At 65.0% G+C, this 17521-nt stretch carries 18 protein-coding genes; 11 read left to right on the plus strand and 7 right to left on the minus strand.

Features of this window, described 5'->3' with window-relative positions:
* The first annotated feature begins 51 nt into the window (after positions 1-51).
* Genes HQ354_RS11415 through HQ354_RS11430 form a run of 4 tightly spaced genes read left to right on the plus strand, consistent with a single transcriptional unit; the run spans position 52 to position 3393 of the window.
* Complete coding sequence (locus HQ354_RS11415; RefSeq protein WP_068430652.1) at positions 52-1323, plus strand: ABC transporter substrate-binding protein; 1272 nt, start codon at positions 52-54, stop codon at positions 1321-1323.
* A 29-nt stretch (positions 1324-1352) separates the two neighbouring features.
* Positions 1353-2402 carry a carbohydrate ABC transporter permease gene (locus HQ354_RS11420; protein ID WP_174551489.1) on the plus strand — a complete coding sequence of 350 codons (1050 nt, stop codon included), beginning with the start codon at positions 1353-1355 and terminating at the stop codon, positions 2400-2402.
* Positions 2399-3220 (plus strand): carbohydrate ABC transporter permease, encoded by an 822-nt coding sequence (locus HQ354_RS11425; protein ID WP_068430655.1) that lies wholly within the window; start codon positions 2399-2401, stop codon positions 3218-3220. Before HQ354_RS11420 ends, HQ354_RS11425 begins: the two co-directional genes overlap by 4 nt.
* The gene (locus HQ354_RS11430; protein ID WP_165839539.1) at positions 3217-3393 is read left to right on the plus strand and encodes a hypothetical protein; all 177 of its coding nucleotides are present in this window, start codon (positions 3217-3219) and stop codon (positions 3391-3393) included. Before HQ354_RS11425 ends, HQ354_RS11430 begins: the two co-directional genes overlap by 4 nt.
* 21 nt (positions 3394-3414) lie before the next feature.
* Here the strand turns inward: HQ354_RS11430 and HQ354_RS11435 are convergent, their stop codons facing one another.
* Complete coding sequence (locus tag HQ354_RS11435; protein ID WP_068430658.1) at positions 3415-4005, minus strand: TetR/AcrR family transcriptional regulator; 591 nt, start codon at positions 4003-4005, stop codon at positions 3415-3417.
* A gap of 63 nt (positions 4006-4068) precedes the next feature.
* Here HQ354_RS11435 and HQ354_RS11440 point away from each other — a divergent pair, with 63 nt between their 5' ends.
* Positions 4069-4761, plus strand: coding sequence for a CPBP family intramembrane glutamic endopeptidase (locus tag HQ354_RS11440; protein ID WP_068430661.1), 693 nt, complete (start codon positions 4069-4071; stop codon positions 4759-4761).
* A 14-nt stretch (positions 4762-4775) separates the two neighbouring features.
* Here HQ354_RS11440 and HQ354_RS11445 read toward each other — a convergent pair whose 3' ends face one another.
* Positions 4776-5447, minus strand: coding sequence for a TetR/AcrR family transcriptional regulator (locus HQ354_RS11445; RefSeq protein WP_068430664.1), 672 nt, complete (start codon positions 5445-5447; stop codon positions 4776-4778).
* Between the two features lie 134 nt (positions 5448-5581).
* Here HQ354_RS11445 and HQ354_RS11450 point away from each other — a divergent pair, with 134 nt between their 5' ends.
* Genes HQ354_RS11450 through HQ354_RS11460 form a run of 3 tightly spaced genes read left to right on the plus strand, consistent with a single transcriptional unit; the run spans position 5582 to position 8402 of the window.
* Positions 5582-6478 (plus strand): alpha/beta fold hydrolase, encoded by an 897-nt coding sequence (locus HQ354_RS11450; protein ID WP_068430667.1) that lies wholly within the window; start codon positions 5582-5584, stop codon positions 6476-6478.
* Positions 6475-7353, plus strand: coding sequence for a metal-dependent hydrolase (locus HQ354_RS11455; protein ID WP_068430670.1), 879 nt, complete (start codon positions 6475-6477; stop codon positions 7351-7353). Before HQ354_RS11450 ends, HQ354_RS11455 begins: the two co-directional genes overlap by 4 nt.
* Positions 7350-8402 carry a PDR/VanB family oxidoreductase gene (locus tag HQ354_RS11460; RefSeq protein ID WP_068430673.1) on the plus strand — a complete coding sequence of 351 codons (1053 nt, stop codon included), beginning with the start codon at positions 7350-7352 and terminating at the stop codon, positions 8400-8402. Before HQ354_RS11455 ends, HQ354_RS11460 begins: the two co-directional genes overlap by 4 nt.
* A 51-nt stretch (positions 8403-8453) precedes the next feature.
* Here HQ354_RS11460 and HQ354_RS11465 read toward each other — a convergent pair whose 3' ends face one another.
* The 4 genes from HQ354_RS11465 to HQ354_RS11480 all read right to left on the minus strand — a co-directional run bounded on the left by HQ354_RS11465 (position 8454) and on the right by HQ354_RS11480 (position 11900).
* Positions 8454-9530, minus strand: coding sequence for an inositol-3-phosphate synthase (locus tag HQ354_RS11465; RefSeq protein WP_068430677.1), 1077 nt, complete (start codon positions 9528-9530; stop codon positions 8454-8456).
* Entirely contained in the window at positions 9523-10101 is a 579-nt protein-coding gene (locus HQ354_RS11470; RefSeq protein WP_068430997.1) for a PadR family transcriptional regulator, read from the minus strand. The genes HQ354_RS11465 and HQ354_RS11470 overlap by 8 nt, the downstream gene beginning before the upstream one ends.
* Before the next feature lie 124 nt (positions 10102-10225).
* Complete coding sequence (locus HQ354_RS11475; RefSeq protein ID WP_308115174.1) at positions 10226-11074, minus strand: DUF1707 domain-containing protein; 849 nt, start codon at positions 11072-11074, stop codon at positions 10226-10228.
* A 7-nt stretch (positions 11075-11081) separates the two neighbouring features.
* Complete coding sequence (locus HQ354_RS11480) at positions 11082-11900, minus strand: DUF1707 domain-containing protein (RefSeq protein WP_254303630.1); 819 nt, start codon at positions 11898-11900, stop codon at positions 11082-11084.
* A gap of 57 nt (positions 11901-11957) precedes the next feature.
* On the opposite strand from HQ354_RS11480, the gene HQ354_RS11485 reads away from it, so the two are divergent.
* The 3 genes from HQ354_RS11485 to HQ354_RS11495 all read left to right on the plus strand — a co-directional run bounded on the left by HQ354_RS11485 (position 11958) and on the right by HQ354_RS11495 (position 16788).
* The gene (locus HQ354_RS11485; RefSeq protein ID WP_068430680.1) at positions 11958-12419 is read left to right on the plus strand and encodes a DUF5318 domain-containing protein; all 462 of its coding nucleotides are present in this window, start codon (positions 11958-11960) and stop codon (positions 12417-12419) included.
* A 231-nt stretch (positions 12420-12650) separates the two neighbouring features.
* Positions 12651-15167 carry a transglycosylase domain-containing protein gene (locus HQ354_RS11490; protein WP_261768666.1) on the plus strand — a complete coding sequence of 839 codons (2517 nt, stop codon included), beginning with the start codon at positions 12651-12653 and terminating at the stop codon, positions 15165-15167.
* Between the two features lie 82 nt (positions 15168-15249).
* Positions 15250-16788 (plus strand): glycosyltransferase family 87 protein, encoded by a 1539-nt coding sequence (locus tag HQ354_RS11495; protein ID WP_174551496.1) that lies wholly within the window; start codon positions 15250-15252, stop codon positions 16786-16788.
* 68 nt (positions 16789-16856) lie between these two features.
* Here the strand turns inward: HQ354_RS11495 and HQ354_RS11500 are convergent.
* A partial coding sequence (locus HQ354_RS11500; protein ID WP_222654602.1) for a TerD family protein occupies positions 16857-17521 on the minus strand: 665 nt, incomplete at its 5' end.

A 17521-nucleotide genomic window follows, 5' to 3' on the forward strand; every position in this document is an offset into this window, starting at 1 on the left:
GTGTGACTTCTCCCGCGCACACCACGTTGTACGAATCAAGTGGAGAGACAAATGGCGTCTTCGATCACGAAGGTAGCGGTGGCGGCGACCGCTGCGGCCCTGCTGACGATCACCGCATGTTCCAGTGACAGCGGCTCGAGCGATTCTGCGTCGGAAAACACCGACGGTCGCGGCCCCATCACCTACGTCGAGGGCAAGGACACCACCGAGACCGGTGTCGTCCGCCAGATCATCGACGAGTGGAACGCGGCCAACCCCGACGAGCAGGTCACGTTCAAGGAACAGTCGAACGACGCCGACCAGGCCCACGACGACCTGGTCCAGCACCTGCAGGCAGAGCAGACCGACTACGACGTCATGGCACTCGATGTCATCTGGACCGCCGAGTTCGCAGCCAAGGGCTGGCTCGTTCCGCTCGAAGGCGAGTTCGCACTCGACAACGCCGGTGTTCTCCCGGCCACCGTCGAGAGCGCCACCTACAACGGCACGCAGTACGCAGCACCGAAGAACACCAACGGCGGCCTGCTGTTCTACCGCAGCGACCTCGTTCCCGCTGCGCCCACCACGTGGGACGAGCTCACCGCGAGCTGCACTGTTGCGGTGGAGAACAACATCGACTGCTACGCAGGACAGTTCGCGTCGTACGAGGGTCTGACGGTCAACACGTCGGAGATCATCAACGCACACGGCGGATCCTTCGTCGGCGAGGACGGCACGACGCCGACCGTCGACAGCCCGGAGGCCAAGGCCGGTCTGCAGGCACTGGTGACGGCGTTCCAGAACAATGTCATCCCCGCTCAGGACACCACGTTCAAGGAGCCCGAGAGCCAGCAGGCGTTCGAGGACGGCAAGGCGCTCTACCTGCGCAACTGGCCGTACGTCTACGGCACCGCCGCCAAGGAAGGCTCGGCAGTCGCAGGCAAGTACGCGGTCGCACCGCTGCCCGGAGTCACCGGTGTCGGCACCTCGACGCTCGGCGGCTACAACGCCGCGATCAGCGCGTACTCGGAGCACAAGGCCACGGCTGCCGACTTCCTGCGCTTCCTGCAGGGCGAGCAGGCTCAGCGCATCATCGCCGAAGGCGCACTGCCTCCCGTGCTCGGCTCGCTGTACGACGACCCGGCCCTGATCGCCGAGATGCCGTACCTCCCGGCTCTGAAGCAGTCGATCGAGAACGCTGTTCCTCGCCCGGTCACCCCGTTCTACCCGGCCGTCTCGAAGGCCGTGCAGGACAACGCTTTCGCCGCTATCAAGGGTGAGAAGACCGTGGACCAGGCCATCGCGGACATGCAGGCCGGTATCGAGTCGGCAAGCTCGAACTGACGTCCTCTTTCTTCAGCAGGAGAATTCATATGGCTGTGCCTACTGGTGAAACCAGTGGGGCTGCACCGACGACCGCGGCCGGGGGGGATTCCCCCGGCCGCGGTCGACATGCACGCACCGAGAAGAAGCGCCGGTTCGGACTGACCTCCGGCCGGGCCTGGTTGCTGATCGCGCCGACACTGGTGATTCTGGCGATCGTCATCGCCTACCCGGTCATTCGAGCCGTGATCATGTCCTTCCAGAAAGACCAGGGGCTCGATCCCGCGACGGGAATGTTCGTCAAGGGCGGCAGTGCTGGATTCTCCAACTACACGCACTGGATTCTGCAGCAGTGCACGTCGGCGTCGGGCACGCTCGTGCCCTGTCCCCCCGGCACTCTCGGTTCCCAGTTCTGGGGAGCCGTCGGCAACACGGCCTTCTTCACGGTGGTGACGGTGGCCATCGAGGTCGTCATCGGATTCGCGATGGCCGTCATCATGGGCAAGACGTTCGCCGGGCGAGCTCTGCTGCGTGCGGCCATCCTGATTCCGTGGGCCATTCCGACGGCCGTCACCGCGAAGCTCTGGTACTTCATCTTCGCGTACGACGGAATCGCCAACAAGATTCTCGGAACCAACATCCTGTGGACCGGTGATGCGTGGCCAGCGCGGTTCGCGGTCATCATCGCCGACGTCTGGAAGACGACGCCGTTCATGGCGCTGTTGATTCTCGCTGGGCTGCAGATGATTCCAGCCGACGTCTACGAAGCTGCGCGCGTCGACGGTGCGTCGGCGTGGCAGCGGTTCACCCGGATCACGTTGCCACTCGTGAAACCCGCTCTGATGGTTGCCATTCTGTTCCGCACGATGGACGCGCTGCGCATGTACGACCTTCCGGCGATTCTCACCGAGGGCAATCCCGCGACGCGCACCATCTCGATCCTCGTCGTCGAACAGATCCGCCAAGGATTCAACAGCGCCGCGGCACTGTCGACCATCTCGTTCATCATGATCTTCATCGTCGCGTTCGTCCTGGTGAAATTCCTGGGCGCCAATGCGGTTGCGACGCAGGAGAAGCAGCGTAAAGGTGAGATCCGATGAAGACAGCACGCATCTACCTCGGTGTCGTGATCATCCTCGTCTGGGGTCTCGCGCCGTTCTACTGGATGGTCGTCACCGCGCTGCGCGATCCGCGCTACACGTTCGACACGACGCCCTGGCCGACGCACGTGACGATGGAGAACTTCTCCAACGCACTGTCGACGAGCAACGGCAACAACTTCCTGCGCGCCGTCGTCAACAGCCTGATCATCGGTGGTGTGACGACGCTCGTCGGTCTCGTCATCGGCATCTTCGCCGCATATGCTTTGTCCCGCATCGACTTCCGCTTCAAGTACATCGTCGTCGGCATCGTGCTGGGTGCGTCGATGTTCCCGGTCGTCGCCCTCGTGACGCCGCTGTTCCAGTTCTTCACCGATATCGGGTGGATCGGGAGCTACCAGGCGATGATCATCCCGAACATCTCGTTCGTGCTGCCGCTGACCATTTACACGCTGACGGCGTTCTTCGCCGAATTGCCGTGGGAGCTCGAAGAAGCCGCGCGCATCGACGGTGCAGGACGCTTCCAGGCCTTCCGTCTGGTGATGTTGCCCATGGCCGCACCCGCGCTGTTCACCACCGCGATCCTGGCCTTCATCGCCGCGGTCAACGAGTACCTTCTGGCGAGCCAGCTGTCGAGCGACAAGACCGAACCCGTCACCGTCGCGATCGCGCGGTTCTCGGGCAACGACCCACACGTCGTGCCGTACGCGGCGATCATGGCCGCAGGAACCATCGTCGCCATTCCGTTGGTCGTCATGGTGTTGATCTTCCAGCGCCGCATCATCTCCGGTCTGACCGCGGGCGGCGTCAAGTCGTGAGTGCTCAGGACCACCTGCAGCTCGTGGCGGGCATCCTCGGGTTCTTCGCGCTGATGGCGTTCGTCGCTGCGGTCGCGGGCATCGTGCGCGGTGAGCCGAGCATGATGGCGTCGGCGGTGCTGGTGGGCCTCCTGGCTGCACTCTGGTTCGTCGTGCGGCGGATCAGGGCCTGAGCTAGCTGCCCTGATCGGATGTCAGGGCTGGACCAGACGTCGTGCAGCGTCCAACAATTCGTGCCGATGTTCGGTGACCGTCGACGGCCTGTGCTCGACGACGTGGTGCAGCACGCCGTCCGACAAAATGCGAAGCCAGAGTGCACTACTCGCAGCCGTCCGGTCGACGCGCATGGTCTTCTGACGTTGCCCTTCGGAGACGATCCGAACAAGAGTGTCGTGAACGAGTTCTGTCTCGGCGTTCAACGCACTGGTCACGTCGTGGTGGTCGGGGACGGTGGCGAGAGCCGCCACGAACCCGGGAAGATCGCTGTCCGACGCGTCGGCAATCACGTACTCCGTCCACAATGCCAGCGCACCGTCGGCGTCGCGCGTCGCGTGCCGAGCGATGTCGTTCATCAGCTGTCGAATGCGCTCGAGGTCCCGCTGAAGTATGGCAACGAGAACAGAAATCTTGGTCGGAAAGTGGTGGAAGAACGTACCCGAGGACACGCCTGCAGCCGAGCAGATCTGCGCTGTGCTCGTCCGTTCGTATCCATCCTGGGCGATACAGCGATAGGCGGCGGCCACGATGTCGTCTCGTCGATCGGTGGAGCGCGCTCGTGGGGTCACCGATCGTATCCTCCGAATCATGATCGCTAGAGTGTTCGCTCTAGAGTATGTACTCTAGCGATCATGGTAGCGGAGGAATCGTCTGCGCTGGACATGTCGCGGAAAAGACTGCTGCTCAGCCTGGTCCTCGGGGCGACCGTGATCGTCGGCATCTACGGTCGTCCGCCGGACATCGAAATAGCAGGGCTGGATCTGCGATTCGGATCGAGCGGACCGTCGGCGGGCGATCCATGGAAGTGGTTCGGCGCTGCGCTGCTGCTGGTCGTCGTCGTCGCTGTCGAACGCCGTGGTCTCGGATCGCTGCTCATTCGTAGGCCGACCTCACGCGACATCGAATGGGTCTTGTACGCGTTCGGCGCAGTCATGTCGTGGGCCTGGCTGATAGGCCTGATTGCGCCACAGCGGAACAACGACGGCATCGAGACTGTCATCGCCCTCGGAGTGGTCGGCGTTCTGGCATTGATCGTCACCGCCGCCGTCACCGAGGAGATCGTCTACCGAGGATTTCTCGCCGAACGGCTCGGGGAGCTGTTCGGGGGTGGACAGGCCGCACGGTGGTTCGGGGCAGCCACGAGCCTGGCAATCTTCGTTCTACCGCACCTGGTGTTCTTCGGACCGTCGTGGCTGCTGCATCAACTTCCCGGCGCCGCCGCCATCGCCGCCATCGCCCTGGTGCGTCGCAATCTGCCGGCCGCAATGCTTCTGCACCTGCTGATCAACCTGCCCATGCTCATACCGACCGTCATGGGTGGATGACCCGTTCGCGACGGCTACTCTCCCTTCAACCGGGCAAGGGTGACGAAGATGGGCTCGTCGGCGTCGAGATCCACTTTCTTGCGCCGCAGAAACGCGTCGAGCACTCCCCACACGAGGTCGGTGACGTTGTCGACGAACTCGGCCGGCTGAGCGTCGGGTGCGTCGAGCCACAAGTCGGTCGCCGCGAGAAGAACCCCGACAGCGGCGCGGCAGGCGTAGTCGATGCCGTCGGTGTCCACGTCGACCGACTTCAAGATCGACGTCGCCACGCCTGTGAACCGATCGCTGATGTCGCGTCCGATATCGAGCGGCGGAGCGGCGCCCGAACCCTCTGGCGCCGAACGTGATTGGGCGAGAAAGCGGAACACGTTGGGATGCCTGGCCACGACCTGCGCATAACCGGTGATCGCATGTCTCAGCGCCGACGACGGGGCGTCGAGCAGGAAGTTGAAGTCCGACACGGCGAGCTCGTAGACCTCGTCGGCCATCCGCTGTGCGACGGCGCTGTAGAGATCGGCCTTGTCCGCGAACTGGCGGTACAGCCGTGGCTTCGTCGTGCCGGCCTCGCGGGCGATGTCGTTCATGCTCGGATTCGGGCCCTGGTCGTCGAGAACGCGAAAGGCAGCATCGACGAACTCTTCGCGGATGTGCGTCCTGCGGGCTTCCGGGTCTCGTGACGTCGGCATCGCACCATCCTAGGTGTTACCGCAGGTAGTCGTGGCGAAGCCTTGACACCGCCGTCGCAGATGGTGGATTGTCGAGTGAGCCGTACCGGCGGTAACGTTTATCGTACCGTCGGTAACAACGACCTGGAGTACGCATGACCATCGAGAGAGAACGGCAGATCACGTCGGTGCGCGTCGACGGTGCCGAACTGGCCGTGTTCGTCAGCGGCAACCCCACCGGACCGACGCTCGTCCTCGTACACGGCTGGCCGGATACCCACCATCTGTGGGACGGGGTCGCGTCGCGTCTCGCCGATCGCTTCCGTCTCGTCTCGTACGACACGCGCGGCCACGGTCGGTCCACCGGAACGGGAACCGTCGCCGAGATGCGGCTCGAGCAGTTGGCCGACGACTTCATGGCCGTCGTCGACGCGGTGGCCGGTTCGACGCCGGTACATGTGCTCGCCCACGATTGGGGGTCGATCCAGGTGTGGGAGGCGATCTGCGAACCGGGTGCCGAGGTGCGCGTCGCCTCGTTCACGTCGATCTCCGGCCCGAGTCTCGATCACTTGGGCAAGTGGATGCGGCAGGCGCCGTCGACTCCGAAAGGTCTGTGGCAGCTGTTCACTCAGCTCGTATCGGGTGCGTACACGCTGTTCTTCATGGCGGGAGCATTGCCGCGCGCGGTCTTTCGTGTGTTCGGCCGTCGCTGGACGTGGGCACTCGGCCTACGCCTGTTCGAGCGGGTTCCGGGGCGACACATTCATCTCGCGGATACCCTGCAGCAGGACATGATTCGCGGTCTTCGCATCTACCGCGCCAATATTCCGCGCAAGATCCTGCGTCCCGACGAGCGCTACACCCACGTTCCGGTTCAACTGCTCGTCCCGTCGCGCGACCCCGCTGTCCGGCCTGCGTCGTTCGCAGGAATCGATCGCTGGGTGGCCGACGTCAGCCGAACCGATGTGCGCTCCGGCCACTGGCTGCCGCTGAAGGACCCGGAACTGGTCGCCACCGCCACCGCCTCGTTCGTCGAAAGGAACTCGAAGTGAACGCCCATGAGCCAGGCGATATTTCGCTGCATGCACGCAATGTCTCGTTCGACTGGTCGAGCACGCCGCTGCACTGGATGCCGTCGGAACCCGTCGCGTCGCACACGGTCAGTGCGCTGAATCTGCTTCTGCCCGAGGGTGAGCGGTGGTTCTGCGCAACGTACACCGAGGCCCTGCCTCTGATCGCCGACGCGAAACTCCGCGAGGACGTGCTCGGATTCATCGGCCAGGAGGCGATGCACGCGGAGACCCACAACGTCGTGCTGTACGACTTTCTCGACGCGCACGGCGTCGACCCAAGGCCGTTCGCGGCGCACGCCGAATACCTGATGCGCAAGGTTCTCGGACCCCGACCTGCGTCGACGCCCACAGCGCAGAAGCAGCAACTGGTCGAACGCATCGCCTTGATCGGTGCCATCGAGCATCTGACCGCATTCCTCGGTGACTATGCGTTGAACTCTCGCTGGGACGAATTGGGCGGCGACGCAACGATGATCGACCTCTACCGGTGGCACGGGGCCGAGGAAGTGGAGCACCGCAACGTCGCACACGACGTCGCGATGTACTTCGGGGTCGGGTACTTTCGGCGCAACGTCGCGATGGTCATTGCGTTCGTCGCCTTCATGGTGCTGTTGCTGCGCGGCACCCGGTACATCGTCACCCAGGACGCGAGTATGAAGAATCGCGGGTACGTGAGGCTGTGGCTCGGCTGGCTGGGCGCGACGCGCCGCGGCGCGCTGCCGTCGCTGATGCAGATGACGAAAGGCGTTGCGCGGTATCTGAAGCCGTCGTACACACCGGAGAACGAAGGAAGCACGGCGCAAGCCGTTGCCTACCTCGCGAAGTCGCCCGCGGCTCGGGCGGCACACCGATGAACGTCGCGCTACCCGTTCCCGACGCCATCCCAGGCGACCTGTACGGACGTCGGGAGCGGGATCCGCTGCTCCGCGTGTTGGAACGATTGATGAACGCGCACATGCAGTCTCTGCGGCTCTGGCATCGAAAGGATGTCGTGGGCGAGCAGAACGATCGACGCATGTCCGTCGTCGTGGTCGGACGAACCGTCGAGGCGCACGACGAGAACGTCGTCGGTTTCGTGTTGGCAGGTGCAGGTGAGCTGCCGTCGTGGCGTGCGGGTGCGCACATCGACGTCGAACTGCCGTCCGGGCGACTGCGGCAGTACTCGCTGTGTGGCGACCCGGCGGACAGTACGACCTATCGAATTGCCGTGCGCCGCATACCCGACGGTGACGGCGGTTCGATCGAGATGCACGACGAGGTGAGCGTCGGCACGCAGCTGACGATTCGAGGCCCGCGCAATGCGTTCGCATTCGCGGTACCCGGGCACGGCTCCGACGCCGATCATCTGCACTTCGTCGCGGGCGGCATCGGGATCACGCCGATCCTGCCGATGGCGCGGCTGGCCCAGCGTCTGGGCGTCGACTTCTCGATGGTCTACACCGGTCGTAGCGAGGACTCGCTGCCGTTCCTCGACGACGTGCGCAGCTTCGGCGACCGTGTGTCGATCCGAACCGACGACGTGGACGGAATCCCCTCTGCGCAGACACTTCTCGAAGGTTCGACGCCGGCATCCGCGATCTATGCGTGCGGTCCGATGCCGATGATCGACAGCCTGCACCGCGGTGTTCACCCGGAGTCGGAGTTCCACTTCGAGCGCTTCTCGGCGCCGCCGATCGTGAACGGCGTACCGTTCACCGTGGTACTGAATCGCACCGGTGAGCGGATCACAGTGCCCGCCGACAAGTCGATCCTGGACGCGGTCAAGCCTTTTCGGCCCGACGTTGCCTATTCGTGCCGCCAGGGATTCTGCGGCACCTGCCGCGTGCCGGTCGAGGGCAGGCCCGACGGCATGCTGATCTGCACCGAGCGGACCGAGGGGGAAGAAGTGACACTGCACATGTGAGTGGGAATGTATAGCCCTCTGTACATTCCCACTCACATGCGACGAAGTCGCCTATGCGTCGATGATGAACGCCTCGAGCTGCTGACGCGCGACGTCGTCGGCGAGCTGCTTCGGCGGGCTCTTCATCAGGTACGCCGATGCCGGGATGACCGGTCCACCGATGCCGCGGTCGAGGGCGATCTTCGCCGCACGCACCGCGTCGATGATGACGCCTGCGGAGTTGGGCGAGTCCCAGACCTCGAGCTTGTACTCGAGGTTCAGCGGCACGTCACCGAAGGCACGGCCTTCGAGGCGCACGTACGCCCACTTGCGGTCGTCGAGCCAACCGACGTGATCCGACGGTCCGATGTGGACGTCCTTGGTGTTGAACTCGCGCTGCAGGTTCGACGTGACGGCCTGAGTCTTGGAGATCTTCTTCGACTCGAGGCGGCTGCGCTCGAGCATGTTGAGGAAGTCCATGTTGCCGCCGACGTTGAGCTGCATGGTCCGGTCGAGCTGAACTCCGCGGTCCTCGAACAGTTTTGCCATGACGCGGTGCGTGATGGTGGCACCGACCTGGCTCTTGATGTCGTCGCCCACGATGGGAACGCCTGCGTCGACGAACTTCTGGGCCCAGACGGGATCGCTGGCGATGAAGACGGGCAGTGCGTTGACGAACGCGACGCCTGCATCGATGGCGGCCTGCGCGTAGAACTTGTCGGCCTCCTCCGATCCGACGGGAAGGTAGGACACGAGCACGTCGACCTTCGCGTCGCGCAATGCCTGTGCCACGTCGACGGCGTCGCCGTCGGCCTCGGTGATGGTCTCGCGGTAGTACTTGCCCAGTCCGTCGAGCGTCGGTCCGCGCAGAACCTGGACGTCCTTCGGCGCCACGTCGGCGATCTTGATGGTGTTGTTCTCGCTCGAGAAGATCGCGTCCGACAGGTCGAAGCCGACCTTCTTGGCGTCCACGTCGAACGCGGCTACGAACTCGACGTCGCGGACGTGGTACTTGCCGAACTTGACGTGCATGAGGCCGGGAACGGTGACGTTCTCGTCCGCGTCCTTGTAGTACTCCACACCCTGAACCAGGGAGGCGGCGCAGTTGCCCACACCCACAATTGCTACGCGAATGCTGTTCTCACCCATGGTCGGGCTCTCCTTCTTTCGAAACGCTCTTCGGGTTCGATGTGTTCGACGGTCCCGCCTGTTCGGCTGCGATCACCTCGTTGAGCCAGCGAACTTCACGTTCACTGGACTCCAGGCCGAGCTGGTGCAGCTGGCGGGTGTAGCGATCGAGCGTGCCGTTGGCTCGGGAGATGGCCTCCCGCAATCCTTCTCGACGCTCCTCGACCTGGCGACGCCTGCCTTCGAGAATGCGCATCCGTGCTTCCGCCGGTGTGCGACTGAAGAAGGCGAGGTGAACGCCGAAACCGTCGTCTGTGTAGTTCTGCGGTCCCGTGTCCGCGACCAACTCGGCGAAACGCTTCTTGCCGAGTGGCGTCAGCTCGTAGACGCGTCGGGCACGACGCTTGACGAGCGCGTCGGGTCCAGCGTCTTCGGCGATGAGCCCGTCTGCTTGCAGACGACGCAGAGCCGGGTAGAGCGAGCCGTACGAGAACGCCCGAAAGGCTCCGAGGAGACCCGTCAGACGCTTACGCAGCTCGTATCCGTGCATCGGAGCTTCGAGGAGCAAACCGAGAATCGCAAGCTCGAGCATGCTCATCTCCTCCCCGACGCCGGAACCGCACAACCTGATGCGATTTCCGAGCATATACACAAAATGTATCGCGTCGATATATGTACATACATAGCGACAAGTTATCTTGTAAAGACATTAAAAACTAGTTGTCGACGCGTGAGACGTACGTCGGATTGCCCGAGAAGTCGGTCTCGACGCGTCCGCCCATCGAGTCCGGAGCCTCGACCGAGACCGAAATGCGTTGCAGACCACCGTCGTTGTCGATCTGCACCCAGTCGGCATTGCCCCTCGTGTCGCCGACGGTGGCCGGTGCTCCCGCGATCACCCCGGCGACGACGGACGAGTCGAGCAGTGCCCAGTCGAAGGTCTGCTGACCTTCGGCTCGCAACGACGTGTCGGGCTGAACTTCGAACCCGCCGTGGACCATGACGCGTTCGACGCGTCCCTCGGCGTTCAGTCGGTAGATGTCGGCCCGGTTGTCCTCGTCGACTTCCAGCCTGAGCTCGACGACCTCGGAATTGCCGAATCGTTCGAGGTATCGCGCGCGGAAGTCGTCGAGGCCTTCTGCGGTGTCGAACACGAACGGCGCGGCGACGATCGGCGTCACCGACCCGGGCAGTGGCATCGACACCTCCGGCGCCTGGGTCTGCGTCGGTTCCGCGGCAGCAGGTTCGTCGTCCGCGCTCGTCAGGATGACCGCTGCGGCCACGGCCAGGACGACGACCGCACCCGACGCCAGGAGCAGGACGGGTCCCCGTCTCGACCGCGGCGGCGTCGGCTCCGGGAGGTCGACGTCGAGCTGAAGATCGGAAACGAGTGCGTGCAGTTCACCCAGGGTGACCGCTGCCCGCGCCGCGGCGGTGCGCGAATGATGTTCGTCGACGCTCAACTGCCCGTCGGCGTAAGCCTGATCCAGTGCGCTCGCGATGAGCCCACGGTCGATGTCGCGCGCTCGGAGTGCGGGGGCGCGGTTCTTCGGTGACAGAGCCACGGTCGTCCTACTCTCCGAATCGGAACGGATCGACGTACAGGAAGTTGCCCGACGGATCGACGTACATCATTCCTCGCTCCTCGTCCGTGTTGTCCGCGTTGATCAATACCTGTGGTCCGTCCGACGTACCGCGGATCTGAATGTTCAGGCTGTCGATCCTCGACAGGTTCAGACTGTCCGCCGCGCCGGCCACGACACCGGCAATCCTGGGCAGATCGAGCGTCGTGAGGTCGATCTGGCCTTGGTTCGCCTCGCGTGCGCTCGACCAGGTGTCGTCGAAGTCGTCGAGTTCGCCGTCGCGGAAGTCGTAGGACACCTGCTTCTGCGGCAGGCCGGGAGCCGGCATGCGGACGATCGCGTACCCGGGATACAGACCGAGACTGTCGACGACGGTCGTGCCGGTCTTCTCCGCCAGGGCGCGTGCGATGTCCGCCACGACAGCCGGGTTCTGATAGCCCATGTCTCCGTACGTCGACACCGGATCGCCGTCGGCAGCACACGACCGGATCCCGAACACCAGCGCGACGACAGCCGCGACCGCGGGCACCGCGACGGCGAGGCAACCGGTACGCGACGCACGCGCAGTTCGGACCGGGTGGGCGGGCTCGATCGGTGCCGACATCGGCGTCAATCGTGTCGTGCCCTGCAGGTCCTCGATCAGCGCGTGCAGATCGGCGAGAGTCTCCGCCTCGAGCGCGAGGTCGATGCGCGCCGCGTGTTCTGCATCGGACAGCTGCCCGTCGGCGTGGGCCTCGTCGAGTGTCGCGGCGGCGTCGGTGCGATCGACGTCGCGGGCCCGTGTCGATGGGGGCAGTCGTGTCGGCACAGGTGGAGCATAGTTTCCGCGGCCCCGATCGGACAGCTTCGACGGTGGCCGATCCGCATGTCCGCGGCCGCACGTACTCTGGTCAGCGTGCGACTTCAGCGACAGGTGGTGGACTACGCCCTTCAGCGACGGTCGCTGCTCGCCGAGGTCTATTCCGGCAGGACCGGCGTCAGCGCTGTGTGCGACGCCGACCCCTACCTTCTACGAGCAGCCAAGTTCCACGGGCGCGGAAGCGACGTGGTCTGCCCCATCTGCCGGAAGGAACAGCTCACGCACGTGTCGTGGGTGTTCGGAGAGAAGCTCGGTCCCCTGTCGGGGTCGGCACGCACGGCAGACGAACTGGTCCGACTCGCGGCGACTCAGGAGGAGTTCTCGGTGCACGTCGTCGAGGTCTGCCGATCCTGCAGCTGGAACCACCTGGTTCAGTCGTACGTGATGGGTGCAGTTCCAGCCCCCAAGAGACCGCGCCGGTCGCGGTCCGGATCCCGCCAACCGAACCGTCGCACCGCGAGCGAATGACACAATCGCTGCGATGATCGATCCGGTCGGCATACGGATGTGCCTGCCGCAACTACTGGAGACCTGTACGTGAGCAACCCCTACGACAACCAGTCGGGTGGTCGGCCTGGAGATCGCGATCCCAGGCGACCCGCTGATCAAGGCCCCGGCCGACGTCCTTCGGGCCCCCCACCGTCCGGTCCCCCTCCCGTTGGTCCTCGCTCGTCGACGCCGCCTCCCGGTGGCCGTCCGATGCCTCCTCAGCGGCCCGCTGGCCAGCGCCCTCCCGGTCAGGGTCCCGTCGGACCGCCGCCGCAGCGTGACGCGCAGGGTAGGCCGTTGCTGCCACCTCCCGGCCGAGCGCCGCAAGGCCCGCCGCAGGGTTCGCGGCCCGGTCCGCCCCCTCAGGGCGCGCGTCCACAAGGCCCTCCGCCCGGACGACGTCCCGTCGGCCCTCCGCCCGGTCGTCCCCCTGTGTCCGGTCGCGGCCCCGAGGGCCCACCCACGTCCCGCGTCGCAGGTGGCATTCCGCCGGCTGGGCCGCCGGACGACACATCCCCACGCTCTTCGGGCAGTGAACCGCCCGAGCCGCCCGAGAGAGGTACTGCCGCGAAAACGAAGAAGAAGTCCCGCTGGCGTACCGTCCGCCGAACTCTGTACGTCCTGATCGCGTTGGGGCTCATCGTCCCGATCCTGGCGTTCATGGTCGCGTACACCGTCGAGGACGTCCCGCGTCCCGGTGACATAAAGACCAACCAGGTTGCGACCATCCTCGCGTCGGACGGCGTCACCGAACTCGGTCGCGTCGTCCCGCCGGAGGGCAACCGCACCGACGTGACGATCGACCAGATCCCGCTGCACGTTCGTAACGCCGTGCTGTCGGCCGAGGACAGGGACTTCTATTCGAACCCCGGCTTCTCGGTCACCGGTTTCGGTCGCGCGTTGCGCGACAACGTTCTCGGCCGCGACAGCGCAGGTGGCGGCTCGACCATCACCCAGCAGTACGTCAAGAACGCCCTCGTCGGTTCCGAGCGCACGCTGACTCGAAAGATGCGTGAGCTCGTCATCTCGTCGAAGATGGCTCGCCAGTGGTCCAAGGACGACATTTTGGCCGCGTACCTCAACACCATCTACTTCGGCCGCGGTGCGTACGGCATCGCCGCGGCGTCGACGGCGTACTTCGGCAAACCGGTCGATCAGCTGTCGATCGAGGAAGGTGCCGTGCTCGCGGCCACCATTCAGCAGCCGTCGGGACTCGATCCGGAGTTCAACCCGGAAGGTGCGCAGTCCCGTTGGGACTACGTGCTCGACGGCATGGTGTCGCAGGGCAACCTCGACCAGGCGCAACGCTCCGCGATGCAGTACCCCCAGTGGGTGCCCAGCGCGCAGGCCGACAACTCCGACACCGACAGCGGTCCCAACGGCCTGATCAAGTCGCAGGTTCTGCGTGAACTGTCTGCCGCGGGCGTCAGCGAGCAGGACCTCAACACCGAGGGTCTGCAGATCACGACGACGATCGACCCCGTCGCACAGCAGGCGGCGATCGATGCGGTGAACTCGAACCTCGAGGGCGAGCCGTCCGAGTTGCGTACCGCCTCGGTGTCCATCGATCCGAGAACCGGCGCCGTGAAGTCCTACTACGGCGGCGCGGACGGACGAGGATTCGACTTCGCGCAGTCCGGGTTGCAGACGGGTTCGTCGTTCAAGGTGTTCGGCCTCGCCGCAGCCCTCGACCAAGGCATCCCGCTGTCGCAGATGTACGACAGCTCCCCGCTGACCGTGAACGGCATCTCGATCGGCAACGTCGAAGGCGAATCCTGCGGCACCTGCACCATCGCGGAAGCGCTCAAGCGCTCGCTCAACACGAGCTTCTACCGGATGCAGCTGTCCATGGACGACGGTCCGCAGTCCATCGCCGACATGGCACACAAGCTCGGCGTGGCAGAAGAGCTTCCCGGCATCGGCCCGACGCTGACCGAGCCGAACGGTGCAGGTCCCAACAACGGCATCGTCCTCGGGCAGTACCAGTCGCGTGTCATCGACATGGCCTCGGCCTACGCGACGCTGGCCGCATCCGGTGTCCACCACGATCCGCACTTCGTGCAGCGCGTCGTCACCGCCGACGGAACCGTGCTGCTCGATCGCGGCGCCGAGCCGGGTGAGCAGGTCGTGTCCTCGGCCGTCGCCGACAACGTGACTGCCGCGATGCGTCCGATCGCCGGATACTCCAACGGCCACAACCTGGCCGGTGGACGTCAGTCGGCGGCCAAGACCGGTACCGCGCAGCTCGGCGACACCGGGGAGAACAAGGATGCCTGGATGGTCGGCTACACGCCGTCGCTGTCCACGGCGGTCTGGGTCGGCACCGAGCAGGGCCTGCCGTTGCAGAACAGCTACGGTGGCTCGATCTACGGTTCGGGCATCCCGTCGGACATCTGGAAGGACACGATGGACGGTGCGTTGGAAGGCACCTCCAACGAGACCTTCCCGACGCCGGAGCCCATCGCCGGTCAGGCAGGCGTGCCGCAGTACACGGCCCCTGCCGCTCCCGCGCCGTCCGTGGCGCCGACGACCGTTCCGCCAGCGGTCACGCTTCCGATTCCGACGGAGATCTCCCCGCCTGTCGTCATCACGCCTCGACAGGTCGAGATCCTTCCCGGCGTGACGATCCCGCTCCCGGGACTCGCTCCCGCGCCGACGACGCAATCCCCGGCGACCCCCCAGTCGCCGGCGACGCCGGAAGAGATCGAGCCCGAGCCGGCCCGGTAGCCTTCACGGAGTGAGCGACGACGGATCCTCCCGGCCCGCAACCGGCCGGAGTGCAGCCCGCGGAACGACTCATCGAGACCGCATGCTGGCGAGCCCAGGTCCGCTCGCTCCCGATCGCTCGTCCGACCGCGCGCGGGATCAGCCCGCCGTGACCGATCCGATGACCGCAGAATTGGCTGCGGTCATCGGCGGCCCGGCCGGTAAGCATGCCGTGATCGGGCGTCAGCAATTCATGACGCCACTACGGGTTCTGCTCCTTCTGGCCGTGGTGTTCCTGAGCCTCGGCTGGTTCGCGAAGGCCGGATGCATTCAGCAGGCACCCAACGGACCCGAGGGTGCCCTAGGCCTCGATTGGAGCGGAAGCCGTCAGTACGTCGCGATGTGCTACTCCGACACGGTGCCTCTGTACGGCGCCGAACGCCTCGACGAGGGCGCCTTCCCGTACAAGAAGTTCTGGGAGGAAGCGAATTCCGACGGGACCACCCAGATCCGATACATGGAGTATCCGGTTCTGTCCGGCCTGTACCAGTACGGCTCGATGGTGGTCGCGAAAGCCTGGACCGCGATGCCGTTCCTTCCGCAGGCGCTACAGGTGGTCGTCTACTTCAACGTCGTCGTCGTCGGTCTCGTACTCGCATGGTTGATCACGGTGTGGGCGACGGCTCTTTCTGCCGGACGCCGAATCTGGGATGCCGCGCTGGTCGCGGGATCACCGTTGGTGATCGTGCATGCGTTCACCAACTTCGACGCTCTTGCAACGGCTTTCGCCGCGTGCAGCATTCTCGCGTGGAGCAGGAAACGTCCGGTGCTGGCCGGTGTTCTACTCGGACTCGGCGGCGCGACCAAGCTCTATCCCCTGTTCCTGCTCGGGCCGCTCCTCGTACTGTGTTGGCGCGCAGGCAAGATGCGCGACTGGTACATCACCGCATGCTCGACGCTGGCGGCGTGGCTCGCCGTCAATCTCCCTGTAGCACTGCTGTATCCGCAGGGCTGGTACGAGTTCTTCCGGCTCAACTCGTCGCGCGGCGCGGATCCCGACTCCCTCTACAACGTCATCTCTTCGTTCACGGGATGGACCGGATTCGACGGAACCCTCTATCCCGGCGACAAGCCCATGGTGCTGAACGCGGTGACACTGCTGCTGTTCGCCGCGGTGTGCGTCGGCGTCGCCTACATCGCGATGAACGCGCCGACCCGACCTCGGCTGGCGCAGTTGACGTTTCTCGTCGTCGCCGGGTTCCTGCTCACCAACAAGGTGTGGAGTCCGCAGTACTCGCTGTGGCTCGTCCCGCTCGCGGTGTTGGCGCTGCCCCATCGTCGAATTCTGTTGGCGTGGATGACGATCGATGCTCTGGTCTGGTTTCCGCGGATGTACTACTACCTCGGTATCGAGAACAAGGGAATACCCGAGCAGTGGTTCACCGCGACCGTCGTCGTGCGTGATATCGCGGTAGTGCTGTTGTGCGCGTTGGTGATACGCCAGATCTACCGGCCCTCCGAGGATCTCGTGCGGCGCGGCGGCGTCGACGATCCCGTAGGTGGAGTGCTCGACGGTGCACCCGATATCGCAGGCAGAACGCGGGTTGCCGGCCGTCGAGACGAGCCGGCACCCACGTCCTGACAAACGCATATGCGTTTGCGTGGCATGTCCCCGCAAATGCATATGCATTTGCGGGGCTATTTCCCTGCCTACAGGTACTTGCCGAGCTGAGGGACCGCCTCGCCTGCGTGCTTGGCCTGGATGCCGTCGCCGATCGCCTGCAACTTCCAGTTGCCGCCTTCGCGGAAGACCTTGGCCATGACCAGTCCGGTGAACGGCATGCCGCCCTGCAGCGTGAACCGCGCCAACTCGATGTTGTTGGTGTCGTCGACGAGTCGGGTGAACGCGTTCTGGATCTGCTCGAACGTCTGGCCGCGGTACGACGTCACGGTGAACACGATCGCGTCGATGTGCGCGGGCACGCGGGTCAGGTCGACGTTCACGACCTCGTCGTCGCCTTCGCCCTCACCGGTCAGGTTGTCACCCTGGTGCAGAATGGAGCTGTCCTTGGACTTCAACTGGCCGTAGTAGACGATGTCGGCGACATTTCGGCCCGCGAACAGGATCGCCGACGCGTCCAGGTCGATGTTTCCTCCGCCTCGGTTACCGCCCCCGAAGAAACTCGTCTTCTTCGGAGCCTGCACCGGATCCCAACCCAAGCCCATACGGATGATGGTCAGCGCGACGCCGCCGTCCTTGCGCAGCGTGACCTTCTGGCCTTTGGTGAGGCTGACGGGCCGAGCCTTGGTGAGAGTGACCTCGGGCGGTCCCGCGGGCGCGGCAGGCGGGGGCGTGGGTGCAGGCGGGGCGGGAG

It is taken from the genome of Rhodococcus sp. BP-261 (assembly GCF_019835205.1).
Lineage (GTDB): Bacteria > Actinomycetota > Actinomycetes > Mycobacteriales > Mycobacteriaceae > Rhodococcoides > Rhodococcoides kyotonensis_B.